The organism is Pseudomonas sp. YeP6b (assembly GCF_025642995.1).
Lineage (GTDB): Bacteria > Pseudomonadota > Gammaproteobacteria > Pseudomonadales > Pseudomonadaceae > Aquipseudomonas.
The window spans coordinates 3987052-4012793 of record NZ_CP080090.1 but is presented as its reverse complement, the minus strand read 5'-3'; the positions used below and the strand labels follow the sequence as shown (position 1 = coordinate 4012793).

The window sequence follows — 25742 nt, the reverse complement described above, 5'->3', positions numbered from 1 at the left end:
TCACTCCGCCTGGGTCATGCCGATGGAGCGGCAGGGTTGGTCGATCAGGGTTTTAAGCTCGGCGTCGAGGCCGAGCAGGGTCAGGGTCACGCCCATCATCTCAAGGGAAGTGAAGTAGTTGCCCACGTAGCAACGGTGAATCTTCAAGCCCTTGGCCTTGAGCTGGCGTTCCACCTCAGCGTAGAAAATGTACAGCTCCATGACTGGCGTGGCGCCCAGGCCGGAGACCAGCACGACCACGCTGTCGTCCTGGCTGAAGTCACGGTCGGCCAGGATCGGCGCGAGCATGCGTTCGGCCATGGCAGCGGCGGATTCGATGGCGATCACTTCAATGCCCGGTTCGCCGTGATGGCCGATGCCCAACTCCATCTGGCCGTCGGGAATCTGGAAGTTCGGCTTGCCCACCGCCGCGATGGTGCAGGGTGTGAGGCCGATGCCGATCGAGCGGCAATGGTCGACGGTTTTCTGCGCGACGCGAATCACCCCGTCGAGGTCATAATGCTGGGCGGCGGCGGCACCGCCGATCTTCCACATGAAGATTTCCCCGGCCACGCCACGGCGCTTGGCGATTTCGGCCTTGGGCGCGGAGGCCACGTCATCGTTGGCGACCACGGTGCGGATGCGCATGTCTTTGCTGGCGGCCATTTTCATCGCCAGCTTCACGTTCATGTTGTCGCCGGCGTAGTTGCCATACAGGCAGGCCACGCCCGCGCCATGGTCGGCGGCGCGGAAGGCGTCGAAAAAACTCTTGGCGGTGGGCGAGGAGAAGATTTCACCGACGGCCACGGCGTCCACCAAGCCTGGGCCGACGTAGCCGAGAAACGCCGGTTCATGGCCGGAACCGCCGCCGGTGACAATTCCCACGTGGCCCTTGTTCGAGGGCTTGGCTTTGACGATAACGCGTGGGTTGGACTCGTATTGGCGCAGCTCGGGGTGCGCGACCAGAATACCGCGCAGCATGTCCTCGACCACTTGGTCCGGATCGTTGATCACTCGATTCATAACGCGGGTTCCTGTGTTCTTATGTATAGGGCAACAAACTATCAACTGTGGGGGCTGGGGTCAGGGTTCCAGCACAACCTTCAGCGACTTGTCCCCGCGCTCCATCACCGCAAACGCTTCCTTGAAGTCCGCCAGCGCAAATTTGTGGGTCACTACGTCGCGCATGTCGATCTTGCGGTTGCCGATAAAGTCGATGGCGCGCGGGTACATGTACGGGCCCAGGTGTGAGCCCAGAATGTCCAGCTCTTTGCGGTCGCCGATGATTGACCAATCTACTGTGGCCTCATCATTAAAGACGCTGAATTCGACAAAACGCCCCAGCTTGCGCAGCATCGCCAGGCCTTGGTTCACCGCCTTGTGGTGCCCGGTGGCTTCGATGTAGATGTCGCAGCCATAGCCGTCGGTGATCGCGCGGATTTTGGCCATCACGTCGACTTCCGCCGGGTTCCACACTTCGTCGGCGCCCATGCGCAGGGCGAGGGCCGCGCGTTCGGGTTTCATGTCCAGCACGATCAGCTTTTTCGGGTTGCGCAGGCGCACGGCGCCGATGATGCCCAGGCCCAGGGTGCCGGCACCGGCCACCACCACGATGTCGTCATGGTCGACATTCGCGCGCTCGGCGGCATGCAGTGAGCAGGCCAGCGGTTCAATCAGGATGGCTTCGTCGGGGGCGATGGATTCCGGCACTTTGTGGATGATGCCTTCCTTGGTGAAGATCATGTACTGGGCCATGGCGCCCTGCACATTGTTCTGGAAGCCATACAGGTCATGCTTCTGGCACATCCAGTACTGGCCGTGGTTGCAGAAACGGCAGCCCCAGCACGGCACGATCTGCTCGGAGATCACCCGGTCACCGACCGCCACACCACGTTTTTCCGCGCCTGGGCCGAGGGCAACCACGCGGCAGACGAATTCATGCCCGGGAATCATCGGCGGTTTTACGTAGCGCGGTTGCTCGGCATCGCCCCAGAACGACGGCGCGCCGCGATAGGTCTTGATATCGCCCATGCAGATGCCGCACAGCTCGACTTTGGTGAGGATCTCGTCAGGCCCGGGCGTGGGCACGTCGACGGTTTCCAGGCGGTAGTCTTCCGGGCCATGGCAGACCACAGCCTGCATGGTTTTCGGGATGCTCGGGGCGAGTTGTTCAGGTGTGCGTTCGGTGACGGTGGACATGACAAAACCTCACGACAAAAAATGAATTACTGAATGCTGTAGCCGCCGTCGATCACCATGTTGGCGCCGGTGATCATCTGTGCTGCGTCGCTGAGCAGGTACAACGCCAGCCCGGCGATTTCTTCCGGCTGGGCGAAGCGGCCCGCCGGGATCTGCAATTTGGCCCGTTCGCCCACCTCACCGGCCCAGGCTTTCTTGCCCAGCGCGGTCTCGACGATGGTCGGGGAGATGGCGTTGACGTTGATCTGCGGCGCCCATTCCATGGCCAGCACCTTGGTCATGCCGACGATGGCGGCCTTGCTCGCGCAGTAGGCGACGTGGCGGTCCAGGCCGATCACGGCGGCTTGCGAGGCGAGGTTGACGATGCGCCCGCCGCCGTTGGCCAGCATGTGTTTGGCGCAGGCCTGGGCCACGAAGAAGCTGGCCTTGAGGTTGATATCCAGGGTGCTGTCCCAAGCGCTTTCGCTGACATCGACGGCCTTGTCGAGCAGGACGATGCCGGCGCTGTTGATCAGGTAATCCAGGCGTTGGAAGTGCTCGAACACCTGGTCGATGGTGTGTTGTACCTGGCCGATCTGGCTGAGGTCGACGGCAATGCCCAGGTGTTGGGCGCCCAGGCGGGCGGCGACTTCAACCACCGCTGGGTCACGGTCAAGCAAGGCCACGCGTGCGCCGCGCTCTGCCAGCAAGGTGGCGCAGGCCAGGCCAATCCCGGCGGCGCCGCCGGTGATCACCGCGCAACGGCCGGTGAGGTCGAAGGCTTGGTTCCAGAATCCAGACATGAATAACTCCTCTTTCAAAAGCGCTGCTGATCCAATGTGGGAGCTGGCTTGCCTGCGATGCAGGCGACTCGGTCTTTCAGTCAAACCGAGGTGATGCCATCGCAGGCCAGCCAGCTCCCACACTTGACCTTATTTCAAGGTGAAAGCTACTTACCGCCGCTGACTTGTTTGTACAGCGCATCCGCATTCGCATTGGTCACTGGTACCCACGGCAGGATGTAGTTTTTGGCCGTGCCATCAGCCCATTTCACGTCCTTGGCATAGCGCTCCCAGATCACTGATTGCGGCTTGTAGTCCTTGCCCGCCAACGCGCGCAAGGCCACGTCCAGCGCGCCTTGGGATTGCGCCTGGGCGTCTTGCAGGAAGGTGGTGACTTCGTCTTTTTTCGCCGCCTGGATCGCGTCCGGCATGCCGTCGATGGAGGTCACCGGCACGTCCTTGGAGGTCAGCCCGTGGGACTTAAGGGCCTGCACGGCGCCCAGGGCCATGTCGTCGTTCTGCGCGATCACGCCGTTGATGCCTTTGGGGTGCGCGTTCAGCCAGTCTTCGGTGAGGGTCATGGCCTGCGCGCGGTCCCAGTTGGCGGTCTTTTTCTCGATGATCTTGATGTCCGGGTGCTTGCCCAGCACTTCCAGCTCGCCTTTTTCCCGGTCGATCTGTGCCGACTGGCCAATCGGGCCCTGGATGATCACCACGTTGCCACGGCCGTTGAGCTTGTCGACCATGGCCTGGGCCTGCAGGCGGCCGCCTTCCACGTCATCGTTACCCACGTAAGGCACGGAGGCATCGGCTACTTTCGTATTGGAGGCGATGACCACCACGTCGTTGCTCATGGCTTGTTTCACGGTACCGACGCCGGCCTTGGTGTCGATTGGCACGAACAGGATGGCGTCGTAGCGCTGGGTCACCATGTTTTCGATCTGGTTGTTCTGGGTCAGGGCGTCGTAGTTGCCGTCGAACACGGTCAACTGCACGGTGCCGTCCTTGACCGCCGGGTGTTCCTTCAGCTCGCGGACCCAGTTCTGCATGAACTGGCCCTTGAGGCCGTAGACGGCTGCGCCGACTTTGTAGGTCTTGCCATCGGCGGCCAACGCGATACTGCTGGCGAGCAGGGAGAGGGCCGCGACAGCAGCCAAAGACATTCCAGATTTCATGGTGAGAACTCCGCTTATTGTTGTGGGTCGTTCAGTGCATTTTTTGAGGAACAGCGACTAGCGTTTTTTCTTGCGCCACACATCGATCAGTACCGCGAACACGATGATCAGGCCCTTGGCGACCTGCTGGTAGTAGGAGGACACGCCGAGCAGGTTAAGGCCGTTGTTGATCACGCCGATCAACAGCGCACCAAACAGCGTGCCGACAATGCTGCCGGTGCCGCCCGACAGGCTGGTACCGCCGATCACCACAGCGGCAATCGCGTCCAGCTCATAGGAAACCCCGGCCTGGGGCAGGGCGGAGGTGGTGCGTGCCGACAGCACCACGCCGGCCAATCCGGCGAGCAAACCTGAGACCACGTACACCGAAAACATCACCTTGCGCACGCCGATGCCGGAGGTGCGCGCGCTCTTTTCGTTGCCGCCTACTGCGTACACATAGCGCCCGTACGTGGTGTAGCGCAGCACCATCCAGAAGATCAGCGCGACCACGGCGAAGATGACAATCGGCACGCCAATCGGGCCGATCTTGCCGATGCCCAGCGCCAGGTAAGCGTCGGGCAGGTCGGTGATCGGGCTGCCGTCGTTGAGGATAAAGGTCATGCCCCGCGCGATGCTGAGCATGCCGAGGGTGGCCACGAACGGTGGGATCGACAGGTTGGCGACCATAAAACCGTTGACCACGCCGAGCATCGCCCCGGCAAACATCCCGGCGCTGACCGCCGCCAGCAGGCCGTAGCCTTGGGTGGCGACCATGGCGCTGCACAACCCGGCGAACGCCAGGATCGAGCCTACCGACAGGTCGATGCCCTTGGTCAAAATCACGTAGGTCATGCCCACTGCGAGGATGCCGTTGATCGACGTCTGGCGCAGGATGTCCATCCAGTTGCGCCAGGTCATGAAGTATTCGCTGGAAAACGCCATCACCACGCACAGCAGGATAAACACCAGCGGCAAGCCGAAACGGTCAAGGGACAAACGCAGGCGATTGCGCGGCGTGGCAGTCAGGGGTGGGGCAATGGTTTTGGCATTCATGAGGCAAGACTCAACAAGGCTTCCTGGGAAAGGGCGGTGTCGGTGCTGATGGTCACCAGCCGGCCGCCCTTGAATACGGCGATGCGATCACTCAGGTGCAGCAACTCCGGGGCTTCGGACGACACCACAATGGCCGCGCCACCGGCACGTACGAACTGGTCGAGCAACTGGTAAATTTCTTGCTTGGCGCCTTCATCAATGCCCCGGGTCGGTTCATCGCAGAGCAGGCACACCGGTTCGGTCGACAGGCATTTGGCGAGCACCACTTTCTGCTGGTTGCCGCCGCTCATGGAGGCCACCGGCAAGTCCAGTGAGGTGGTTTTGATCTGCAGGCGCTTGACCATGTCCTGCGCCAGCTGGGCTTCTTTGCGTGCATTGATCAGCGACCAGCTCGACAGGCGTTTGTAGGCCGACAGCGTAATGTTGGAAAGAATGCTGCCGGTGAGCACCAGGCCGCTGTCTTTGCGGTCTTCGGTGACCAGCGACATGCCGGCGTTGATCGTGGCCTTGGGCAAACCGATGGGCATGGGCTTGCCTTGCAGGGTGACGCTGCCGGAGTCCGCCACTGTCAGGCCGTAGATGCAGTTGAGAAATTCGCTGCGCCCCGAGCCCATCAGGCCATAGATGCCGAGGATTTCGCCTTGGCGCAGTTGCAGGCTGATGTCGTGAAACTCGCCGTTGCGGCTCAGGTTATCGACTTGCAGGCAGGTGGCGGCGGCGCATTCGCGGCCGACCTTGTGGTCGATGCGCGTCAGTTCCTGGCCGACGATGCCGCGCACCAGGTGGTTGCGGTCGATATCGGCCATGCGCCCGCTTTCCACAAAGGCGCCGTCGCGAAAGATGCTGTAGTCGTCGGCGATCTGCGCCAGTTCACTTAAGCGGTGCGACACATACACGATGCCGGCGCCGCGGTCGGTGAGGCGGCGAATTGCCTTGAACAGGGTTTGCGCCTCGCGCTCGCCGATGGCCGAGGTCGGTTCGTCCATGATCATCACCTGGCAGTCATGGCTGAACGCTTTGGCGATTTCCACCAGTTGCACCTGCGCCACGCTCAGGCGGTGCATGGGGCTGGTGGCGTCGACGTCGAACTCCAGGCTGTCGAGCAGCTCGCGGGTGCGGCGGTTGAGGGTCTTGCTGTCGACGATGAAGCCAGCACGGCGCGGCTCACGGCCCAGCCAGATATTTTCGGCGACGGTCATATAAGGGATGGGTTCCAGCTCCTGGGTGATCATCGCGATCCCCGCCGCCAAGGCTTCGCTCGGGCGGTTGAACTGCACGGGTGCGCCGTTGAGCAGAATGCTCCCGGCGTCACGTTGGGTGATGCCCATCAGGATGCTCAGGAAGGTCGACTTGCCTGCGCCATTGCCGCCGCACAACGCGTGGACGCTGCCGGCCCGCAGAGAGAGGCGCCCGTCACGCAGGGCAGGCACCCCGGCGTAAGCCTTGGCGACGTGTTCAGCCTGGAGCAGTAATGGCGTGGCCATCGGCGTGTCCTCGTGCTGTGAATTCTTATTAGGTCGCACAGTCATGTTTTGCTGTGATCATATGTGTATCAAATGAAATTCTGATCAGTCAATCTCTTTCACTTAAAAGGTGTAAATCTCATCTGGCGGGGTCATAAAGCCCATTTATAGGGCTTTGACTGCGAGGTCAGTTAAAACTCGCTTGACAGGAAGGGCTTAATACCCGCGAAATGACTGAGCGAAATTTCATTGAGTGATCATATGATCAGTCATAAGTACGATCACGGCAGCGGAGCCAGACGCCATGAACACACCTTTCCCGGTGGCTATCGGATGCGATGAAGCGGGTTTTGAGCTCAAAGAGCTGTTGAAGCGCCATATCGAGGCGTTGGGTTACCCGGTGACCGACTTCGGCACCCACTCCACCGCGCCGGTGCTGTACCCGGACATCGCCCTGGCGGTGGCCAATGCCATCAATGCCGGGCAGCAGCGCCTGGGCGTGCTGGTGTGTGGCACCGGGATAGGCATGGCTATCTCGGCCAATAAGGTGCTGGGCATTCGGGCTGCGCAGGCGCATGACACGTATTCGGCGGAGCGGGCGCGCAAGAGCAACGATGCGCAGATCCTGTCCATCGGCGCGCGGGTGATCGGCGCAGAGCTGGCCAAAAGCATCGTCACCTCGTTCCTGGCATCGGAGTTCGAGGCGGCGCGTTCCGGGGCCAAGGTGGCGCGCATCAATGCGATCGAGCGTGATGGGCATCAGTAGTGGACGGCGCGGGGTAAGAGTCGGGAGAATGCGCCTTTGACGCCGAAACGGAAGCCCGTCCCCATGAGTGAGAGTACCCAGCGCATCGCCAGCGATATCGATCAGATGACCGAAGTGGCGATGCTCTATTACCTCGAGAACGTCACTCAGGAAGCCATCGCCAAACGCTTCGACCTGTCACGCGCCAAGGTCAGTCGCCTGCTCAAGCGTGCGCGCGATGAAGGGATTGTCGAAGTGCGCGTGTTGCAGCACCCGGCGATGAACAACGAGCTGGAGCGGGCGCTGGTGGAACGCTTCAAGCTCGACCGGGCGTTGATCGCCGTCGACCACAGCGACCCCGACACCCAGCGCTCGGCCGTTGCCAGCCTGGTGGCCAACTACCTGAATAAAACCCTGAGTGACGGCATGATCGTCGCGGTGGGCATGGGGCGTAATGTGGGTGCGGTGGCTGACAACGTGTTTTTGCCGGTGACGCGCAATTGCACATTTGTCTGTGCCATCGGCGGTTCGCTCAAGGCTGGCGAGTACATGAACCCCGACCATATCTGCCGCCGCCTGGCCCTGCGCTTTGGCGGCGAGAGTGAAAGCCTGTACGCCCCGGCACTGGTGGCGAACCCGGAACTGCGTGGGGTGTTGATCAATAACGACACGGTGCGCTCGACCCTGGACCGGGCGCGGCGGGCGGACATTGCGCTGATTGGCATTGGCGATATGAGCGAAAACAGCAACATGGTGCGCATGGGCTGGTTCTCGCCTCAGGAAATCGCCCAGGCGCGGTTGTCCGGTACGGTGGGCGACATGATGGGCTATGACTTTATCGACATTCACGGGCAGCCGGCGGTCAACGCGATTCAAGGGCGGGTGATCGGGTTGACGGTGCAGGAGTTGTTTCGCATCCCGGATGTGGTGGCGATTGCCAGTGAGAACACCAAGGCGGCGGCGACGCTGGGGGCGTTGCGGTCGGGGGTGATTAATACCCTCGCAACCACGGTGACGAATGCGCATACGATTTTGGCGTTGGATGATGCAACGCGTAAAACCTGATTCAACACCGATTAAAATGTGGGATCGGGCGTGTGTGGGGGCTGGCTTGCCTGCGATAGCATCACCTCGGTCTTGTTGATAGACCGAGTCGCCTGCATCGCGGGCAAGCCCGGCTCCCACAGGTTTCTGTGGGGGTGAGAGGGTTGATTACAGATCTTGTAATAGTTTTATGTTGTGGGGAATTTGGGTTTGGGTTGTAGGATTTGAGTCCTTTTGTCATTTCAGGACTTGCATGAACACCCTCTCGGAGCCTCCCGGTCGTCTTTCCCCAAGACACCCACTGCCGCTGTTTGCGCTAAAGCATCCCGTATTCCGACTGCTAACATTGTCCCGGTCCACTGACCGCGCTTTGCCGTGTCTGGCACTCTGAAATCTATTACGAGACTCTATAAATGGAATGGTTAGCGGATCCAACGGCCTGGCTCGGCCTGTTGACCTTGATTGTGCTGGAACTGGTGCTGGGCATCGACAACTTGGTGTTTATCGCGATCCTGGCGGACAAGTTGCCGCCGGAGCAGCGCGACCGGGCGCGGTTGATCGGTTTGTCCCTGGCGCTGTTGATGCGCCTGGGCTTGCTGGCGAGTATTTCCTGGTTGGTGACGCTGACCCAGCCATTGTTCGAGGTGTTCGACAAGAGCTTCTCCGGCCGTGACCTGATCATGCTGTTCGGTGGTGTGTTCCTGTTGTTCAAGGCCACCATGGAATTGCACGAGCGCCTTGAAGGCCATGTGGCCCAGCGCTCGGGCAATGTGGCGTATGCGATGTTCTGGCCGATCGTGGCGCAGATCGTGGTGCTCGACGCAGTGTTCTCCCTTGACGCGGTGATTACCGCCGTGGGCATGGTCGATGAGCTGGCGGTGATGATGATCGCGGTGATTGTCTCCATCGGCCTGATGATCGTGGCCAGCAAGCCGCTGACCCGCTTCGTCAATGCGCACCCGACGGTGATCATGCTGTGCTTGGGCTTCTTGATGATGATTGGTTTCGCCCTGACTGCCGAAGGCTTGGGCTTCCATATTCCGAAGGGCTACCTGTATGCGGCGATTGGTTTCTCGATTCTGATCGAGGTGTTCAACCAGATTGCCCGTGCCCGTCGCAAGAAGTCGGCGCAAGGCACCTTGCCAGTTCGTCAGCGTACCGCGCATGCGGTGATGCGTTTGCTGGGCGGTCGCAGTCTGGCAGTGGAGGGCATGGATGACGAGGTTGCCGACCTGATGGGCGAGCCGGACGCGACCCAGGGCCCGCTGTTCGACCGACGCGAGCGCGTGATGATCAGCGGCGTGCTGCAATTGGCCGAGCGGCCGATCCGCACCTTGATGACACCACGGGCGCAGGTTGACTGTATCGATCTGGCGGACGATCCCGACACTATTCGCCTGAAACTGATGCATTCGTCCTACTCGCGGCTGCCGTTGATCCGCAATGGTGCCGTTGATGAGCCATTAGGCTTCGTGCATAAGAAGGAACTGCTCAAGGAATACCTGGCCGGCAACGAGCCGAACCTGGAACACCTGGCGCGCCGTGCGATTAACCTGCTGGAGAGTTTTTCGATCCTCAACGCCCTGGAGCAGATGCGCCAGGAATCCACCCACATTGCGTTCGTGATCAACGAATTCGGCGATTTCATGGGCGTGTTGAGCATGACCGACATTCTCGAATCCATCGCCGGTGAATTGCCGGATGCCAGCGAGATTGAAGGGCCGGATATCGTCGAGGAAGGTCAAGGTTTTCGCGCCAATGGCGCCTTGAACCTCAATCAGATTCGCCAGCGCACCGGCTTCAAGGCCGTGGCCACCGACGATTATCAGACCCTCGCAGGTTTAGTGATGAGCCTGCTGGACCGCCTGCCGATGGTCGGCGACAGCCTGGAGCATGAAGGCTGGCGCCTTACCGTGGCGGCGGTGGAGGAGCGGCGAGTTACGCAGGTGTTGTTAATGGCTAGTGCGCCTGCGATTTAAGCCGGTGTGTGCCATGTAGGTGATGCTTGGGGTTGTGCAGGGATGATGTCGGCCGTTTGTGCGTGTTTGCGTAGCGCATAAACGTCCGCATCAGCCGTTTTACCTGGCCCTCGTAGACGCCAAAGCCCTTGAGTTTTTCCTGCAACTGCCCATTGAGATAAATCAACAGCGTCGGTGTGCCTCCTACCTCTGGGTGCCTCGGCGTATTGGCGCAGTCGAGCACCAGGCTGACGACGTCCGGATACCTGGCAGCGATCAGTTCGAATAGCTCCACCGCGTCCGGGCAGGCAGGACAAGACTGCGAGGCAAACAGCAGGAACACGGGGTGGTGGGTGCTCAGAACTCTCTGATAGTCCTCGGCATTGGCAATGGTTGCGTTGGTGATCCCCATGGCAGTCTCCTTTTTTGACAGCATTCGTTTCGGCCAACGCTAAGTCGAGAGAGCACCACCGTCTACTGTCAACCTTCACAGGTAGACAGCTTCACGCATCCTCCGCACGCTCCACGCGTTCGCGAGCTTTGCGCGCCTGGCTCGCGCATTTCTTATATTCCTCGTTATCCCGCGACGCCTTTGCCTTGCGGTAACCATGATGGTTCTGGCTGGTGTAGTCCGTGCTGAAGGCCTCCTTGAGCTTGGTCAATTCTTCCTTGCATTCACGCCGATCATTGCTGGCCGAAGCCGTGCCGGCCGCCAAACAGCACAGCAAAACCACACTAAGGCTTAACTTCATCACGCCAGGCTCCTAAAGACAGATTTCCCTCAGCCTAGCCCAGCCCAAAAAATCAGCCAGAGCCCGGCAAAGAAACCCTTTGTGGGATCGGCGCACAGCCCCGCGACGGTGCACGGTAACGCCTCAATGGTGCACCCCATAACCCTGTCACCGCACTGTGTGGCCTTGAGTAGCAAACTGCTCCCACCTGCTGGCCCAGCGCGTTACTCCCCGAAAAATTTATCTACCTGATTTAAAACGAATTAATCCCCGACATGTTTTTCTCCTACAGCGTATGGCACACTTTCTGCTGTCTATTCCTTTGTTACATACCAAGTTCCGGTATAGCGGAATACACAACTCCTGGAGTGCTTGTCATGCATCACCGACCTTCCGTGTTTAAAGCGTGTGTTTTTCTCTTCGCCGCATCGGCTTCCCTCGCAAGCGTTGTGCAAGCGGCGGACAGCAAGCTCGATGATGTGCTCAAGCGTGGGCATCTCATCGTGGGTACAGGCAGTACCAATGCGCCCTGGCACTTCCAGGGAGCGGATGGCAAGTTGCAGGGTTTTGATATCGATATCGGCCGCATCGTGGCCAAGGGTTTGTTCAACGACCCGAGCAAGGTCGAGTTTGTGGTGCAGTCCTCCGACGCGCGTATTCCCAACCTGCTGACCAATAAGGTCGACATGAGTTGCCAGTTCATCACCGTTACCGCCAGCCGTGCGCAGCAGGTGGCCTTTACCTTGCCGTACTACCGCGAAGGCGTGGGCCTGTTGTTGCCGAATAACAGCAAATACAAAGAAATCGAAGACCTGCAGGCGGGCGGCGATGGCGTTACCGTGGCCGTGCTGCAAAACGTCTACGCCGAAGAACTGGTGCACCAGGCACTGCCCAAGGCCAAGGTTGACCAATACGACAGCGTCGACCTGATGTACCAGGCCGTGAACTCCGGCCGCGCCGATGCTGCTGCCACCGACCAATCCTCGGTCAAGTACCTGATGGTGCAGAACCCAGGCCGCTACCGCAGCCCGACCTACGCCTGGAGCCCGCAAACCTATGCGTGCGCGGTCAAGCGTGGCGACCAGGACTGGCTGAACTTCGTCAACACTGCGTTACATGAAGCCATGACCGGCGTGGAGTTCCCCACCTACAAAGCCTCGTTCAAACAGTGGTTCGGTGTGGATTTGCCAGAGCCGGCGATCGGTTTCCCGGTTGAGTTCAAGTAAATCGTAACCCTGGGGCGTCGCTGACGACGCCCCAATCAGGTACTGCCGACCATGAACTATCAGTTGAACTTTGCCGCCGTGTGGCGTGATTTTCCCAGCTTGCTGGCGGGGCTCGGCCTGGGCCTTGAGCTGGCATTGCTGTCGATCGCGATTGGCTGCGTGATCGGCTTGATGATGGCGTTTGCCATGCTGTCCAAGCACCGCGCGTTGCGAATCTTCGCCTCGGTGTATGTGACGGTAGTGCGCAATACGCCGATCCTTGTGCTGATCCTGTTGATCTACTTCGCACTGCCGTCACTGGGCATTCGTCTGGATAAAATCCCATCCTTCATCATTACCCTGTCGTTGTACGCCGGTGCTTACCTGACCGAAGTGTTCCGCGCCGGGCTGTTGAATATTCCCAAGGGCTTGCGTGAAGCCGGCCTGGCGATTGGCTTGGGTGAGTGGCGTATCCGCGCCTACATCACCGTGCCGGTGATGCTGCGCAACGTGCTGCCGGCGCTGTCGAACAACTTCATTTCGCTGTTCAAGGACACCTCGTTGGCCGCTGCGATTGCCGTGCCGGAGCTGACCTATTACGCCCGCAAGATCAACGTCGAAAGCTACCGGGTGATTGAAACCTGGATGGTCACGACCGCGCTCTACGTGGCTGCCTGTTACCTCATTGCCATGCTGCTCCGTTACCTGGAACAGCGTCTGGCGATCCGTCGTTAAGGAGGGTTTCCATGTACGAGTCCCCAAGCGTGTTGCATGAGTTGTGGATCGCCCGGGACACCCTGTGGGCGGGCTTTCAGGCCAGCGTGTATGTGTCTGCGCTGGCAATTATCTTCGGCACGCTGATCGGCATTGTCGCCGGGTTGATCCTGACCTACGGCAAATTCTGGATGCGCGCGCCGTTTCGTCTGTATGTCGATCTGATCCGTGGCACACCGGTGTTTGTACTGGTGTTGGCGTGTTTCTACATGCTGCCGGCGCTCGGTTGGCAGATCACCGCGTTCCAGGCCGGCGCCGTCGGGCTGACGTTGTTCTGCGGCTCCCACGTCTCGGAAATTGTGCGCGGTGCGCTGCAGGCCATTCCCCGTGGGCAACTGGAGGCGGGCAAGGCGATTGGCCTGACGTTCTACCAATCCCTGGGCTACGTGCTGTTGCCTCAAGCGCTGCGCCAGATCCTGCCGACCTGGGTCAATTCCTCCACGGAAATCGTCAAGGCCTCGACCTTGCTCTCGGTGATCGGTGTGGCCGAACTGCTGCTGAGCACCCAGCAAGTGATTGCGCGTACCTTCATGACTCTGGAGTTCTACCTGTTCGCCGGGTTTCTGTTCTTTGTCATCAACTACGCCATCGAGTTATTCGGGCGCTACATTGAAAAGCGGGTGGCCTTGCCATGAACCAACCTCAAAAAGAACAACCGCTGCTGAACATTCGCGGCCTGCGTAAACAGTACGGCGAGGTCGAAGTGCTCAAGGGCGTCGACCTGTCCATGCAACGCGGCAACGTGGTGACATTGATCGGCTCCAGCGGCTCGGGCAAGACCACGCTGCTGCGTTGCGTCAACCTGCTGGAAGAATTCCAGGGTGGGCAGATCACCCTGGACGGCGAGTCCATCGGCTACAGTGAGATCGCCGGCAAGCGCGTGCGTCACCCCGAGCGCGTGATCGCCCAGCACCGCGCGATGACCGGCATGGCCTTCCAGCAGTTCAACCTGTTCCCGCACCTGACGGCCTTGCAAAACGTCACCCTCGGCCTGCTCAAGGTCAAGAAGATGGGCAAGGACGAAGCCGTGGCCCTGGCCGAAAAATGGCTGGACCGCGTCGGCCTGCTGGAACGGCGCAACCACTTCCCCGGTCAGTTGTCCGGCGGCCAGCAACAGCGCGTGGCGATTGCCCGTGCGATTGCGATGAACCCAAGCCTGATGCTGTTCGACGAAGTCACCTCCGCCCTCGACCCTGAGTTGGTGGGCGAGGTGCTCAGCGTGATTAAGGGCTTGGCGGAGGAGGGCATGACCATGTTGCTGGTCACCCACGAAATGCGCTTTGCCTATGAAGTATCAGACAAGATCGTATTCATGAACCAGGGCCGTATTGAAGAGCAGGGCAGCGCGAAGGACATCTTCGAGCGCCCGCAATCGCCGCGCCTGGCGGAATTTTTGAAGAACATTCGTTTTTAATCAGGAGCAACTTTATGAGCATTACTCGTTACGGCACCGGCAGCACCGCCGGCGGTGGCCAACCTCGTCCTTTCGCACGTGCAGTGGAAGCGGACGGCTGGCTCTACGTCTCGGGCCAGGTGCCAGCGGTGGACGGTGAAATCATCAGCGGTGGCATCGTCGAACAGACCCGCCAGACCATGCGCAATGTGGTGGCGATCCTCGAAGAGGCCGGCTTTGAACTCAAAGACGTCGTGCGCGTGGGCGTGTGGTTGGAAGACCCACGGGACTTCTGGAGTTTCAACAAAGTCTTCGGCGAATACTTCACCCCAGAACACGCCCCGGCGCGCGCCTGTGTGCAGGCCAACATGATGGTGGACTGCAAGGTTGAGATTGATTGCGTGGCCTACAAGAAAAAAGGCTAAATGCTCGTTCCCACGCTCTGCGTGGGAACGTCGCCCTGGACGCTCTGCGTCCGCTTCTGTGACGCAGAGCGTCACGGTATGCCTTCCCACGCAGAGCGTGGGAACGATCATGGCTGCCTTGTAGCGCGCGCTATTGTGGCGAGGGAGCAAGCTCCCTCGCCACAGGGTTATCACTAGCTTTTAGACTTTGACCGGACCGAAACTGCCATGACCGAAGACACCATCAAACGCCGCGCCAAAGGCCTGGACCGTGCATTCGACATCCTCGATTTCCTCAAGGAAATCGGCCAGCCCCTGCGCCCGAATGATATCGCCAGCGGCATCGGCAGCCCCAAATCCACGGTCTACGAACTGGTCGCGTCGTTGCTGGAACGGCGCATCCTCGAAACTGTAGGCAAGGACGGTCACGTCTACCTCGGCCGCCAGCTGTACTTCCTTGGCCAGGCGCACCTGCGCCATTTCGACCTGACCCGCGAGGCCGATCATGCCTTGCAGGAAATCGTCAGCCAAACCCACGAAACCGCGCAGATGTGCCTGCTCAACGGGCGCAAATACACGGTGGCGCTGATGCGCGAAGGCGAGCGGCATTTTCGCATCTCGTCGGACATCGGCGAAAACGCGCCAATCCCGTGGACAGCTTCCGGGCGCCTGCTGCTGGGGCACTTGAGCGACCAGCAAATCATCGACCTGATCGACTACGACGATTTCATCCTGCCGGACGGCCAGCGCCTGCCGCTGGAAACCTTCCTGGCGCAAATCCGCCAGGCCACCCTCGATGGGTTCTTCTCCTTCGACAGCGTGGCCGACACCTTTACCCATTGCTTTGCCGCCCCGGTGCGGGACGCGCAGGGCATCAGCATTGCGACCTTGTGCATCGTTGCCCCACGGGCCGACGCGCTTAAAAATTACAACGACTATCGCCGGGTGTTGATCGACAGCGCCAACAACCTGGCCCGTCGCATCAACGAATAGGAGTTTTTATGTCTGCCCTCAATGCCGTTGAAAAAGGCGCCGCCGCCGTTGGCGCTCACTTGGTCCGCGACGTCAGCCTGCCGGCTCTGGTGCTGCATCGCGACGCCCTGGAACACAACATCCGCTGGATGCAGGCATTTGTCAGCAACAGCGGCGCAGAACTCGCACCCCACGGCAAAACCAGCATGATGCCGGCGCTGTTTCAGCGCCAGATTGAGGCGGGCGCCTGGGGCATCACCCTGGCTAACGCGGTGCAAACCCGCGCCGCCTATGCCGGTGGCGTGCGCCGCGTGTTGATGGCCAACCAACTGGTCGGCGCGCCGAACATGGCGTTGATTGCCGACCTGCTGGCCGACAACGATTTCGACTTCCACTGCATGGTCGATCACCCGGACAACGTCGCCGACCTGGGCCTGTTCTTCGCCGCCCGTGGCCTGCGCTTGAACGTGATGATTGAGTACGGCGTGGTCGGTGGCCGTTGCGGTTGCCGCAGCGAGCAGGAGGTGCGCGAGCTGGCCACGGCGATCAAAGCCCAGCCAGCCTTGGCCCTCACCGGCATTGAAGGCTACGAAGGCGTGATCCACGGCGAGCACGCCGTCAGCGGTATCCGCGACTTCGCCGCCAGCCTGGTGCGTCTGGCCGTCGACCTGCAAAACAATGGTTCTTTCGACCTGCCCAAGCCGATCATCACCGCCTCGGGTTCGGCGTGGTACGACCTGATCGCCGAGTCGTTCGAGAGCCAGAACGCCGCCGGCCGTTTCCTCAGCGTGTTGCGCCCGGGCAGTTATGTGGCCCACGACCACGGCATCTACAAAGAGGCGCAATGCTGCGTGCTCGACCGCCGCAGCGACCTCAACGAAGGCCTGCGCCCGGCGCTGGAAATCTGGGCCCACGTGCAATCGATGCCCGAGCCAGGCTTTGCGGTCATCGCCCTGGGCAAACGCGACGTGGCCTACGACGCCGGCTTGCCGGTGCCGCTCAAGCGCTACAAGGCCGGTATCCTGCCGGCTGAAGGCGATGACGTGAGCGCCTGCAAAGTCACCGCAGTGATGGACCAGCACGCGTTCATGACCGTTGCGCCTGGGGTTGAGTTGCGTATTGGCGACATCATTTCCTTCGGCACTTCACACCCGTGCCTGACCTTCGACAAGTGGCAAGTGGGCTGCCTGGTGGATGAGCAGTTGCAGGTGGTTGAGTCATTGCATACCTGCTTCTAAACCGCGTCGCGCCCATCGCAGGCAAGCCAGCTCCCACATTGGAAGTGTGAATACATTTCAAATGTGGGAGCTGGCTTGCCTGCGATGAGGCCTTAACGCCCACCAGAGACATTGGCTATGAACACACAACCGCGCATCGCCCTCATCGGCGAATGCATGATCGAACTCCAACACCGCGCCGATGCAAGCCTGCAACAAAGCTTCGGCGGCGACACCCTGAACGCGGCGGTGTACCTGCGCCGTGAGCTGGGCGATGTCGGCACGGTCGACTACGTCACCGCCCTGGGCGATGACAGCTTTAGCGATGCCATGTGCAAGCACTGGGCCGAAGAAGGCCTGGGCCTGGGCATGGTGCAGCGCCTGCCCGGGCGTTTGCCAGGTTTGTACTGCATCCAGACGGACGCGAACGGTGAACGCAAATTCCTCTACTGGCGCAACGAAGCCGCTGTGCGCGACTGCTTCACCACGCCGGCCGCCGAGCCGATCCTGGCCGCCCTGGCGGATTACGACGTGGTGTATTTCAGCGGCATCACCCTGGCGGTGCTGGGTGAAGTCGGGCGTGCTCGTTTACTGCAAACCCTGATCGAAACCCGCAAGCGCGGTGGCCAGGTGGTGTTCGACAACAACTATCGCCCGCGTTTGTGGGCCAGCGTCGAGGCGGCGCGCGCGGCCTATCACACGGTGTTGGCCGAAGTGGATATCGCCTTGCTGACCGAGGACGACGAGCGTGCGTTGTTTGGCTACGCCGACAGCGAGCAGGTGTTTGCGGCGTACCCGGCGATGGCAGAGGTGGTGCTCAAGCGCGGGGCGCAGGCGTGTTTGATCCGCTGCGCGGGCGAGCGCTTTGCCGTGCCGGCGCTGAAGGTTGAGAAGGTGGTGGACACCACGGCGGCGGGGGATTCGTTCAGTGCGGCGTATTTGGCCAGTCGGCTGAAGGGTGGTTCGCCAGAGGCGGCGGCCTTGGCTGGGCATCGGTTGGCGAGCCGGGTTATCCAGGTGCCCGGAGCACTGATCCCTAAACACTGATCGTTCCCACGCTCCGCATGGGCATGCAGCCAGGGGCGCTCTGCGTCCCAGAAGCGGACGCGGAGCGTCCGGTGAGGCATTCCCACGCGAAGCGTGGGAACGATCGCTGGTCAGTCGCGGTAAAACACCTGCACCAAGTGGTACCCAAACTTGCTCTTGATCGGCCCATGCACCACTTTCACCGGCTTCTTGAAGATCACCGCATCAATCGCCCCCACCATCTGCCCCGGCCGCACTTCACCCAGGTCACCGCCGCGCTTGCCGGACGGGCAGGTCGAGTACTTTTTGGCCAGCACATCAAACGCTTCGCCCTTGGCAATGCGCTGCTTGAGCTGTTCGGCTTCTTCGCTGGTTTTCACCAGGATGTGACGGGCTTGGGCTTTCATGTTGTTACCTTGCAACGGTCAAACGTAAGGGCGCGCGATTATGCCTGAACTCATTCGTTGACGCTGATCATGCTGCGGATTTTTGTCGCCAGCAAGTCGATGGAAAACGGCTTGGCGACCATGTCCATGCCGTCTTCCAGGAAGCCTTGGCGCTCGGCGGCTTTTTCGGCGTAACCGGTCATGAACAACACGCGCAGGCCGGGCCGATGCTGGCGGGCGATTTCTGCCAGTTGCCGGCCGTTCATGCCCGGCAGGCCGACGTCGGTGACCAGCAAGTCCACGCGCAAATCCGACTCCAGCAACGGCAGCGCCGCGCGTGCGTCGGCTGCCTGGTGCGCGGTGTAGCCCAATTCATCCAGCACGTTGACCACCAACATGCGCACCGCAGGGTCATCCTCGACGACAACCACCGCCTCACCGGCCAGCGCCAGCGGGGCTTCGCTCAGGTGTTGCGGCAGGTTGCTCTCCAAGGCCGTGCCATGCAGGCGCGGCAGGTACAGGCGTACGCAGGTGCCTTGGCCGGGCTCGCTTTGAATGGTCACGTGGCCGCCGGACTGCTGGGCGAAGCCGTAGATCATCGACAGCCCCAGACCGGTGCCCTGGCCGATGGGCTTGGTGGTGAAGAACGGGTCAAACGCCTTGGCCAGAATCTTTGGCGCCATGCCGCTGCCGTTGTCACTCACGCCGAGCATCACGTAATCGCCGGCCTTGACCGGTTCCAGCGTGGTGATGTCGGTGCCGTCCAAGTAACTGTTGGCGGTTTCGATCAACAATTCGCCGCCGTCAGGCATTGCATCACGCGCGTTGATCACCAGGTTGAGCAGGGCGTTTTCGAGCTGGCTGGCATCGGTGTTGACCGGCCAGATATCTTTGCCTAGTTCCACCTTGAGCGCGATGTGCGCGCCCTTGGTGCGCCGGAACAAGTCTTCCAGGGACGCCACCAGCGTGTTTGGGTCGAGCGGGCGCCGGTCCAGCGACTGGCGCCGTGAGAACGCCAGCAGCCGATGGGTGAGGGCGGCCGCGCGGTGGGCAGAGGACACCGCCGCGTCGGTAAACCGGCCGATCTCGTCACTGCGCCCGGCGGCGATATAGCGCTGCATCAGGTCGAGGCTGCCGATAATGCCGGTGAGCATATTGTTGAAGTCATGGGCGATGCCGCCGGTGAGTTGGCCCACCGCTTCCATCTTCTGCGCATGGCGCAGCGCATCTTCGGCACGCTCGCGTTCGAACATCTCGTTTTGCAGGCGCTGGTTGGCCTCGGCCAGCGCCTGGGTGCGCTGGGCCACCCGTTCTTCGAGGTTTTCGTTGAGGTTGCGCAGGGCTTCTTCGGTGAGTTTGCGTTCGGTTTCATCGATGACAAAGATGTAGAAACCGTTCACCGAGCCGTCATTGCTGAAGCGCGGCAGGTACTTCATCAACGCATGGCGCGGCCGACCGTCGTGGTGCGGCGTAACCGTCATGAAGCTGCACGCCTTGCCTCGCAGGGCGGCGGCGATCTTGTCCTCGCGCCCGGCATACAGTTCGTCGCCGATGATTTCGCGGATGCTCTTGCCGTACAACTCCTGCGGCGTCATGCCGTACCATTCCAGGTACGCGCTGTTGTTCAAGCGAAAGCGTTCTTCATGGTCGACGTAGCCGATCAGCACCGGCATGGCGTTGATGATCAGCTGCAGCTCGGTCTGGCTTTGGCGCAGGGCCTGTTCAGTGTGTTTGCGTTCGGTCAGGTCCAGCGCCGCGCCTAAAAAGCGCGCCGGGCGGCCTTGGTGATCCTTGTAGCAACGGCCACGGGCAAACACCCAGCGCACTTGGCCGTCGGCTTGCAACAGGCGGTACTCCTCGGCGTACTCGGTGCCGAAGGTGATGCAGTGCTTGATGCTGCGCGCCACCATGCCACGGTCTTCGGGGTGCACGCCGTGCAGGTAGTCGCTGATCGGCAAGAGGTCGGCATCACTCGGGTCAACGCCGTGCAGGTAGGCGAAGTGGGCGTCGGCGACAAAACGGTCTTCGCCGATGTCCCAATCCCAGGTGCCGACCGCATCGGTCGCCGCGAGTGCCAGTTGCAGGCGTTGCTCGGAGTTGTGCTGGGCCTTGAGGCTGTCTTCGGAGCGCTGTTGCAGCTCCAAGGCTTTGCTGCGGCGTTCGTTGGTTTCGATGGCGGTGACCAGGATGCCGGCGACCGCGCCGCTTTCATCACGGACCGGGCTGTAGGTGAGGTCGAGCCAGATTTCAGTGTCGCGATGGTGGCGTTGCAGCACGAAACGCTGTTCGCTGAAGCTGCGCACCTGGCCGCTCAGCACCGCGTCGTAGACCGGCGCGGTGAAGCTCGCCAGTTCCGGCCAGGTCTCGTGGGCCGGCTGGCCCATGGCGCCGGGGTGCTTGTTGCCTGCGAGTCGGGCAAAACTGTCGTTGTACAGCTGGGTGAGTTGGCCGCCCCACAGCAGCAGCATCGGCATCGGTGAGTTGACGACGATATCCACCGCTGTGCGCAGGCTTTGTGGCCAATCATTGGCCGCACCGAGGGGGCTTTGCGCCCAGTCCAGCCGTGCAATCAATGCAGCAGCTTCGCTACCGGTGGATGTTGCGTTCATGAAAAAACCCTACGCATAACACTTTGAAAAACCACAAAAGCCGATTATCCCGCGAGTCGGGAACGGCTGACTACCCCTCGAAAAATAGCATGCATTGGGGCTTTGTCTTCAAATGAGTGCTTTTGCGCTGAAACCTTTCATCCTTCAGCCAGCTCGGGGCGATGGCGAAATTGCTCCAAGGCCTGCGGGTTTGCCAGGGCATCGGTGTTCTTCACCGGCTCGCCATGCACCACGTTACGCACCGCGAGTTCGACGATCTTGCCGCTGAGGGTGCGCGGGATATCGCTGACAGCGAGGATCTTCGCCGGCACGTGGCGCGGCGTGGTGTTGGCGCGGATCACCTGGCGAATCTGCTGCTGCAGGGCCTCATCGAGTTCGACGCCGTCATTGAGGCGCACAAACAGCACCACGCGCACATCGTCCTGCCAGCGTTGGCCGATGGCCAGGCTTTCCAGCACCTGCGGGACCTTTTCCACCTGGCGATAAATCTCCGCTGTGCCGATGCGCACGCCGCCGGGGTTAAGCACCGCGTCAGAGCGGCCGTGGATGAGCAGGCTGCCATTCGGGCGCTGCTCGGCGTAGTCGCCCTGGGCCCACACCCCGGGAAACTGGCTGAAATACGAGGCGCGCAGTTTTTTCTGCTGCGGGTCATTCCACAGGCCAATCGGCATGGCCGGAAAGTGCCGGGTGCACACCAACTCGCCTTTTTCGCCGATCAGCGGCTTGCCCTGGTCGTCCCACACTTCGATGGCCATCGCCAGGCTCTTGCATTGCATTTCACCACGGCGCACCGGCAGCACCGGGTTGCCGATCACAAAACAGGAGACGATATCGGTGCCGCCGGACATCGACGACAGGCACAGCTCGCCCTTGATTTCGCGGTACACGTAGTCATAGCTTTGCGGCGATAGCGGCGAGCCCGTCGAGATAAGGCCCTTGAGGCTGCTCAGGTCGTGGCTCAAGCGTGGTTGCAGCCCGGCGTTCTCCAGGGTGGCGAGGAACTTGGGGCTGGTGCCGAACACGCTGATTTTTTCCGCGTCGATCAGGTCGACCAAGCGCGCAGGCCCTGGGTGAAACGGTGAGCCGTCATACAGCACCGCCGTGGCGCCGAGGGCCAGCACCGACACCAGCCAGTTCCACATCATCCAGCCGCAGGTGGTGTAGTAGAACAGGCAGTCCTCGCGCGACAGATCGGCGTGCAGGCCGTGCTCCTTGAGGTGGGTGAGCAGCACGCCGCCGGTGCCGTGGATGATGCACTTGGGCACGCCGGTGGTGCCGCTGGAATAGAGGATGTACAGCGGGTGATCGAACGGCACCGCAACGAAATCGGGCACGCCGTTGGGTTGGTAAAAATCACGCCACAGCGCGACCTTGGCCGGGGTCCGATAGTCTTCGGCGCGCGCTTGCGGCCGCGCATAGGGCACGATAATCAACTGTTCGAGGGACGGCAGGCGTTCGAGGATTTCATTCAGTTTGGCCGTCTGGTCGATGTCCTTGCCGGCATAGCGGTAACCCGCGCAGGTGATCAACACCTTGGGTTCGATCTGGCCAAACCGATCGACCACGCCTTGGGTGCCGAAGTCCGGCGACGAGCACGACCATATCGCCCCGAGGCTGGTGGTGGCGAGCATGCCCACCAGGGTTTGCCAGGTGTTGGGCATGCACGCGGCCACGCGGTCGCTCACGCCGACACCGGCCGCGCGCAGGCTGTGTTGCAGGCCGGCGACGTGTTCGGCCAGTTCGGCGTAGGTCAGCTGTTCGCGCTGGCCGTCCTCGCTGATCGCGACCACCGCCGGGTGATCGTCGCGTCGGCGCAGCAGGTGTTCGGCAAAGTTCAGGGTGGCGCCGGGGAACCACTGGGCGTTGGGCATCTCAGTGTCTTCGATCAACGTCGTGGTGGGCGGGCTGCGAAACGCTACGTCGAAGAACGCGACGATGGCCTGCCAAAAGTCGGGGCGCTGGTCGATGCTCCACTGGTGCAGGGCAGGGTAGTCGGGCAGCTGCAGGCCGTGACGCTCATTGATAAAGCGCCGGAACTGGTCCATGCGCGTGTTGCGAATACGTTCGGGGGAGGGTTGCCAGAGGATTTCGGACATCAGCAAAGTCTCTTGTTCTTGTATCAATCTGCCCAACAACACAGCGCCAAATTGTGGGAGCTGGCTTGCCTGCGATAGCGGTGTATCAGTCATGCATGAGCCAGCTGACCCAGCGCCCACATTTGATCTTCAGTGTCTGTTTTTATTGGGCCAGCCAGCCGCCGTCGATGTTCCACGCGGCACCACGCACTTGGGCGCCCGCCTCACTGCACAAAAACAACACCAACTCACCCAGCTGCGGCGGCGTCACAAACTCCAGCGACGGCTGTTTCTCCGAGAGCAAATCATGCTGCGCCTGCTGCGGGCCCACGCCTTTGGCTGCGCGGTCATCAATCTGCTTCTGCACCAACGGCGTCAGCACCCAGCCCGGGCAGATGGCGTTGCAGGTGACGTTACTGGTGGCGGTTTCCAGGCCCACCACCTTGGTCAAACCGATCACCCCATGCTTGGCCGCCACATACGCGGCCTTGCCCACCGAACCGACCAGGCCATGCACGGAGGCGATGTTGACGATGCGCCCCCAGCCCTTGGCCTTCATGCCTGGCAAACTCAAGCGCGTGCTGTGGAACACCGAAGACAGGTTGATCGCGATAATCGAGTCCCAGCGTTCGGCCGGGAAGTCTTCCACCGCCGACACATGCTGGATGCCGGCGTTGTTGACCAGAATGTCCACGCCGCCGAACTCACGCTCGGCGTAGGCGATCATGTCGGCGATCTGTGCCGGGTCGCTGACGTCGGCGGGGTGGTGGCCGACCTTGCCGCCGAACGCCTGCACCTGGGCGATCACCGCGCTGGCGTCGCCAAAGCCGTTGAGGATCAGGTTGGCGCCGGCCTTGGCCAGGCTCAGCGCGATGCCCAAACCGATGCCGCTGGTGGAGCCGGTAACCAGGGCGGTCTTGCCGTTCAAAGTCGTCATGAAAACCTCACACAATGCCGGTGGCGTAGAAAGTACCGATCACCACGAACACCGCAAGGGTCTTGATAATCGTGATGCCGAAAATGTCCTTGTAGGCTTCGCGGTGTGTCAGCCCGGTCACCGCCAGCAGCGTGATCACCGCGCCGTTGTGAGGCAGGGTGTCCATGCCGCCGCTGGCCATGGCCGCGACCCGGTGCAGCACTTCAAGGGGGATATTGGCCGCATGGGCCGCCGAAATAAAGCTCTCGGACATCGCCGCCAGGGCAATGCTCATGCCGCCGGAGGCGGAACCGGTGATGCCGGCCAGCAAGGTCACGGTAATCGCTTCGTTGACCAGCGGGTTGGGGATGCCCTTGAGCCAGTCCGCCAGCACCAGAAAGCCCGGCAACGAGGCGATCACCGCGCCAAAGCCGTATTCCGACGCGGTGTTCATCGCCGCCAGCAGCGCACCGCTCACCGCGCTTTTACTGCCTTCGGCGAGCTTGCTGCGAATTGCCGACCAGCCGAATACCAACACCATCACGATGCCGACCAGTAACGCCGCCTGCACCGCCCAGATCGCTGTGAGCTTGGCGATTTCGGTGGTCACCGGCGCGCTCATGCCCGGCAGGCTGAGGCTGTGGGTTTTGCCGTACCACTGTGGGATCCAGTGGGTGAACAGCAGGTTCATCACGCCCACCAGCAGCAGCGGCGACAGTGCGATCCACGGGTTAGGCAGGGCGATATTTTCAGCAGTTTCCGGCTCGTTGCGCAGCTCGGTGCCGTAGCCTTCACCGGCACGCTGGGCCTTGTTGCGCTGGCGCGCCAGGTAGAGCATGCCGGCACAGAACACGAAGATCGTGCCGATCAAGCCCAGCCACGGCGCGGCCCACGCGGTGGTGTTGAAGAAGGTGCTGGGGATGATGTTCTGGATCTGCGGCGTGCCGGGCAGGGCGTCCATGGTGAACGAGAACGCGCCGAGGGCGATGGTCGCCGGGATCAGGCGCTTGGGGATATTGCTCTGACGGAACATCTCCGCCGCAAACGGGTACACCGCAAACACCACCACAAACAGCGAGACGCCGCCGTAGGTAAGCAGGGCGCAAACCAGCACGATCACCAGCATCGCCTGGCGCGTGCCGAGCAAACGGATCGCGGCGGCGACGATGGCGCGCGAGAAGCCCGACAGTTCGATCAGCTTGCCGAACACCGCGCCGAGCAGGAATACCGGGAAATACAGTTTGATGAACCCGACCATTTTTTCCATGAACACCCCGGTAAACGCAGGGGCGACGGCGGACGGGTCGGTGAGCAGGACGGCGCCGAGGGCGGCGATGGGGGCAAACAGGATAACGCTGTAGCCACGGTAGGCGGCCAGCATCAGCAGCGCGAGGGCTGCCAGGGCAATGATCACACTCATGGTGTGTCTCCAGATCGAATTGTTATTTTTGTGGGGTGGTGCTTTGGAGAGGAGCTATAGCTAGATGTGTGCCAACACATTAACGTGTTGAAATATAAGGATATTGTTTTTACTTTAAGCTGCGTTTTTGAATTTTGTCTCTATTTTGAGACAGGTGAATATTCTATGTGGGGGCTGGCTTGGCTGCGATGGCCATAGGTATCTACACATCTTTTTATGGGTTGGATTCTTTGGTTGTCTCGGGGGCTGGGTACA

24 protein-coding genes are annotated in these 25742 nt (G+C 61.1%); 11 read left to right on the top strand and 13 right to left on the bottom strand.

Going from position 1 to position 25742, the window contains the following annotated elements; all coding sequences use genetic code 11:
- From KZH41_RS17905 to KZH41_RS17880, 6 genes are all read right to left on the bottom strand, one after another.
- Positions 1-1002: a dihydroxyacetone kinase subunit DhaK gene (locus KZH41_RS17905; RefSeq protein WP_094951646.1), complete on the bottom strand. Its 1002-nt coding sequence runs from the start codon at positions 1000-1002 to the stop codon at positions 1-3.
- 60 nt (positions 1003-1062) lie between these two features.
- Positions 1063-2178, bottom strand: coding sequence for an MDR/zinc-dependent alcohol dehydrogenase-like family protein (locus KZH41_RS17900; RefSeq protein WP_242150425.1), 1116 nt, complete (start codon positions 2176-2178; stop codon positions 1063-1065).
- 26 nt (positions 2179-2204) lie between these two features.
- Positions 2205-2960, bottom strand: coding sequence for an SDR family oxidoreductase (locus tag KZH41_RS17895; protein ID WP_094951644.1), 756 nt, complete (start codon positions 2958-2960; stop codon positions 2205-2207).
- 146 nt (positions 2961-3106) lie between these two features.
- The gene (locus KZH41_RS17890) at positions 3107-4114 is read right to left on the bottom strand and encodes a substrate-binding domain-containing protein (protein WP_094951643.1); all 1008 of its coding nucleotides are present in this window, start codon (positions 4112-4114) and stop codon (positions 3107-3109) included.
- A gap of 57 nt (positions 4115-4171) precedes the next feature.
- The gene (locus KZH41_RS17885) at positions 4172-5149 is read right to left on the bottom strand and encodes an ABC transporter permease (protein ID WP_094951642.1); all 978 of its coding nucleotides are present in this window, start codon (positions 5147-5149) and stop codon (positions 4172-4174) included.
- Positions 5146-6633 (bottom strand): sugar ABC transporter ATP-binding protein, encoded by a 1488-nt coding sequence (locus tag KZH41_RS17880; RefSeq protein ID WP_263273340.1) that lies wholly within the window; start codon positions 6631-6633, stop codon positions 5146-5148. Before KZH41_RS17880 ends, KZH41_RS17885 begins: the two co-directional genes overlap by 4 nt.
- Before the next feature lie 283 nt (positions 6634-6916).
- Here KZH41_RS17880 and rpiB point away from each other — a divergent pair, with 283 nt between their 5' ends.
- The 3 genes from rpiB (at position 6917) to KZH41_RS17865 (ending at position 10380) form a co-directional block, all read left to right on the top strand.
- Complete coding sequence (gene rpiB / locus KZH41_RS17875) at positions 6917-7378, top strand: ribose 5-phosphate isomerase B (protein WP_242150422.1); 462 nt, start codon at positions 6917-6919, stop codon at positions 7376-7378.
- A gap of 63 nt (positions 7379-7441) precedes the next feature.
- Positions 7442-8422: a sugar-binding transcriptional regulator gene (locus KZH41_RS17870; protein ID WP_242150419.1), complete on the top strand. Its 981-nt coding sequence runs from the start codon at positions 7442-7444 to the stop codon at positions 8420-8422.
- A gap of 392 nt (positions 8423-8814) precedes the next feature.
- Entirely contained in the window at positions 8815-10380 is a 1566-nt protein-coding gene (locus KZH41_RS17865; RefSeq protein ID WP_094951638.1) for a TerC family protein, read from the top strand.
- On the opposite strand, the gene KZH41_RS17860 is transcribed toward KZH41_RS17865, so the two are convergent.
- Both KZH41_RS17860 and KZH41_RS17855 read right to left on the bottom strand, forming a co-directional pair.
- Positions 10361-10771 carry a thioredoxin domain-containing protein gene (locus KZH41_RS17860; protein WP_094951637.1) on the bottom strand — a complete coding sequence of 137 codons (411 nt, stop codon included), beginning with the start codon at positions 10769-10771 and terminating at the stop codon, positions 10361-10363. The genes KZH41_RS17865 and KZH41_RS17860 overlap by 20 nt on opposite strands.
- Before the next feature lie 91 nt (positions 10772-10862).
- Positions 10863-11111, bottom strand: a complete 249-nt coding sequence (locus tag KZH41_RS17855) for a hypothetical protein (protein ID WP_094951636.1) — start codon at positions 11109-11111, stop codon at positions 10863-10865.
- Positions 11112-11467: 356 nt separating this feature from the next.
- On the opposite strand from KZH41_RS17855, the gene KZH41_RS17850 reads away from it, so the two are divergent.
- From KZH41_RS17850 to KZH41_RS17815, 8 genes are all read left to right on the top strand, one after another.
- Positions 11468-12316 carry a transporter substrate-binding domain-containing protein gene (locus KZH41_RS17850; RefSeq protein ID WP_094951635.1) on the top strand — a complete coding sequence of 283 codons (849 nt, stop codon included), beginning with the start codon at positions 11468-11470 and terminating at the stop codon, positions 12314-12316.
- Positions 12317-12367: 51 nt separating this feature from the next.
- Positions 12368-13030 (top strand): amino acid ABC transporter permease, encoded by a 663-nt coding sequence (locus KZH41_RS17845; RefSeq protein ID WP_028616418.1) that lies wholly within the window; start codon positions 12368-12370, stop codon positions 13028-13030.
- Positions 13031-13041: 11 nt separating this feature from the next.
- On the top strand, positions 13042-13704 hold the full coding sequence (locus tag KZH41_RS17840) for an amino acid ABC transporter permease (protein WP_094951634.1): 663 nt from the start codon (positions 13042-13044) through the stop codon (positions 13702-13704).
- Complete coding sequence (locus tag KZH41_RS17835; protein WP_094951633.1) at positions 13701-14483, top strand: amino acid ABC transporter ATP-binding protein; 783 nt, start codon at positions 13701-13703, stop codon at positions 14481-14483. Before KZH41_RS17840 ends, KZH41_RS17835 begins: the two co-directional genes overlap by 4 nt.
- 14 nt (positions 14484-14497) lie before the next feature.
- Entirely contained in the window at positions 14498-14887 is a 390-nt protein-coding gene (locus tag KZH41_RS17830; protein WP_094951632.1) for a RidA family protein, read from the top strand.
- A 207-nt stretch (positions 14888-15094) separates the two neighbouring features.
- On the top strand, positions 15095-15859 hold the full coding sequence (locus KZH41_RS17825; protein WP_094951630.1) for an IclR family transcriptional regulator: 765 nt from the start codon (positions 15095-15097) through the stop codon (positions 15857-15859).
- An 8-nt stretch (positions 15860-15867) separates the two neighbouring features.
- A complete protein-coding gene (locus KZH41_RS17820) occupies positions 15868-17076 on the top strand; it encodes an amino acid deaminase (protein WP_094951629.1) in 1209 nt (402 codons plus the stop codon).
- A 117-nt stretch (positions 17077-17193) separates the two neighbouring features.
- Positions 17194-18102, top strand: a complete 909-nt coding sequence (locus KZH41_RS17815; protein WP_094951628.1) for a sugar kinase — start codon at positions 17194-17196, stop codon at positions 18100-18102.
- Positions 18103-18212: 110 nt separating this feature from the next.
- Here KZH41_RS17815 and KZH41_RS17810 read toward each other — a convergent pair whose 3' ends face one another.
- From KZH41_RS17810 to KZH41_RS17790, 5 genes are all read right to left on the bottom strand, one after another.
- Positions 18213-18488: a peptidylprolyl isomerase gene (locus tag KZH41_RS17810; protein WP_003174397.1), complete on the bottom strand. Its 276-nt coding sequence runs from the start codon at positions 18486-18488 to the stop codon at positions 18213-18215.
- A gap of 50 nt (positions 18489-18538) precedes the next feature.
- Positions 18539-21076 carry a PAS domain-containing protein gene (locus tag KZH41_RS17805; protein WP_263273321.1) on the bottom strand — a complete coding sequence of 846 codons (2538 nt, stop codon included), beginning with the start codon at positions 21074-21076 and terminating at the stop codon, positions 18539-18541.
- Between the two features lie 137 nt (positions 21077-21213).
- Positions 21214-23172 (bottom strand): acetoacetate--CoA ligase, encoded by a 1959-nt coding sequence (locus KZH41_RS17800; RefSeq protein ID WP_263273319.1) that lies wholly within the window; start codon positions 23170-23172, stop codon positions 21214-21216.
- Between the two features lie 142 nt (positions 23173-23314).
- Positions 23315-24088, bottom strand: coding sequence for a 3-hydroxybutyrate dehydrogenase (locus tag KZH41_RS17795; protein WP_094951625.1), 774 nt, complete (start codon positions 24086-24088; stop codon positions 23315-23317).
- Positions 24089-24095: 7 nt separating this feature from the next.
- Complete coding sequence (locus KZH41_RS17790; RefSeq protein WP_094951624.1) at positions 24096-25487, bottom strand: GntP family permease; 1392 nt, start codon at positions 25485-25487, stop codon at positions 24096-24098.
- Positions 25488-25742: the final 255 nt, after the last annotated feature.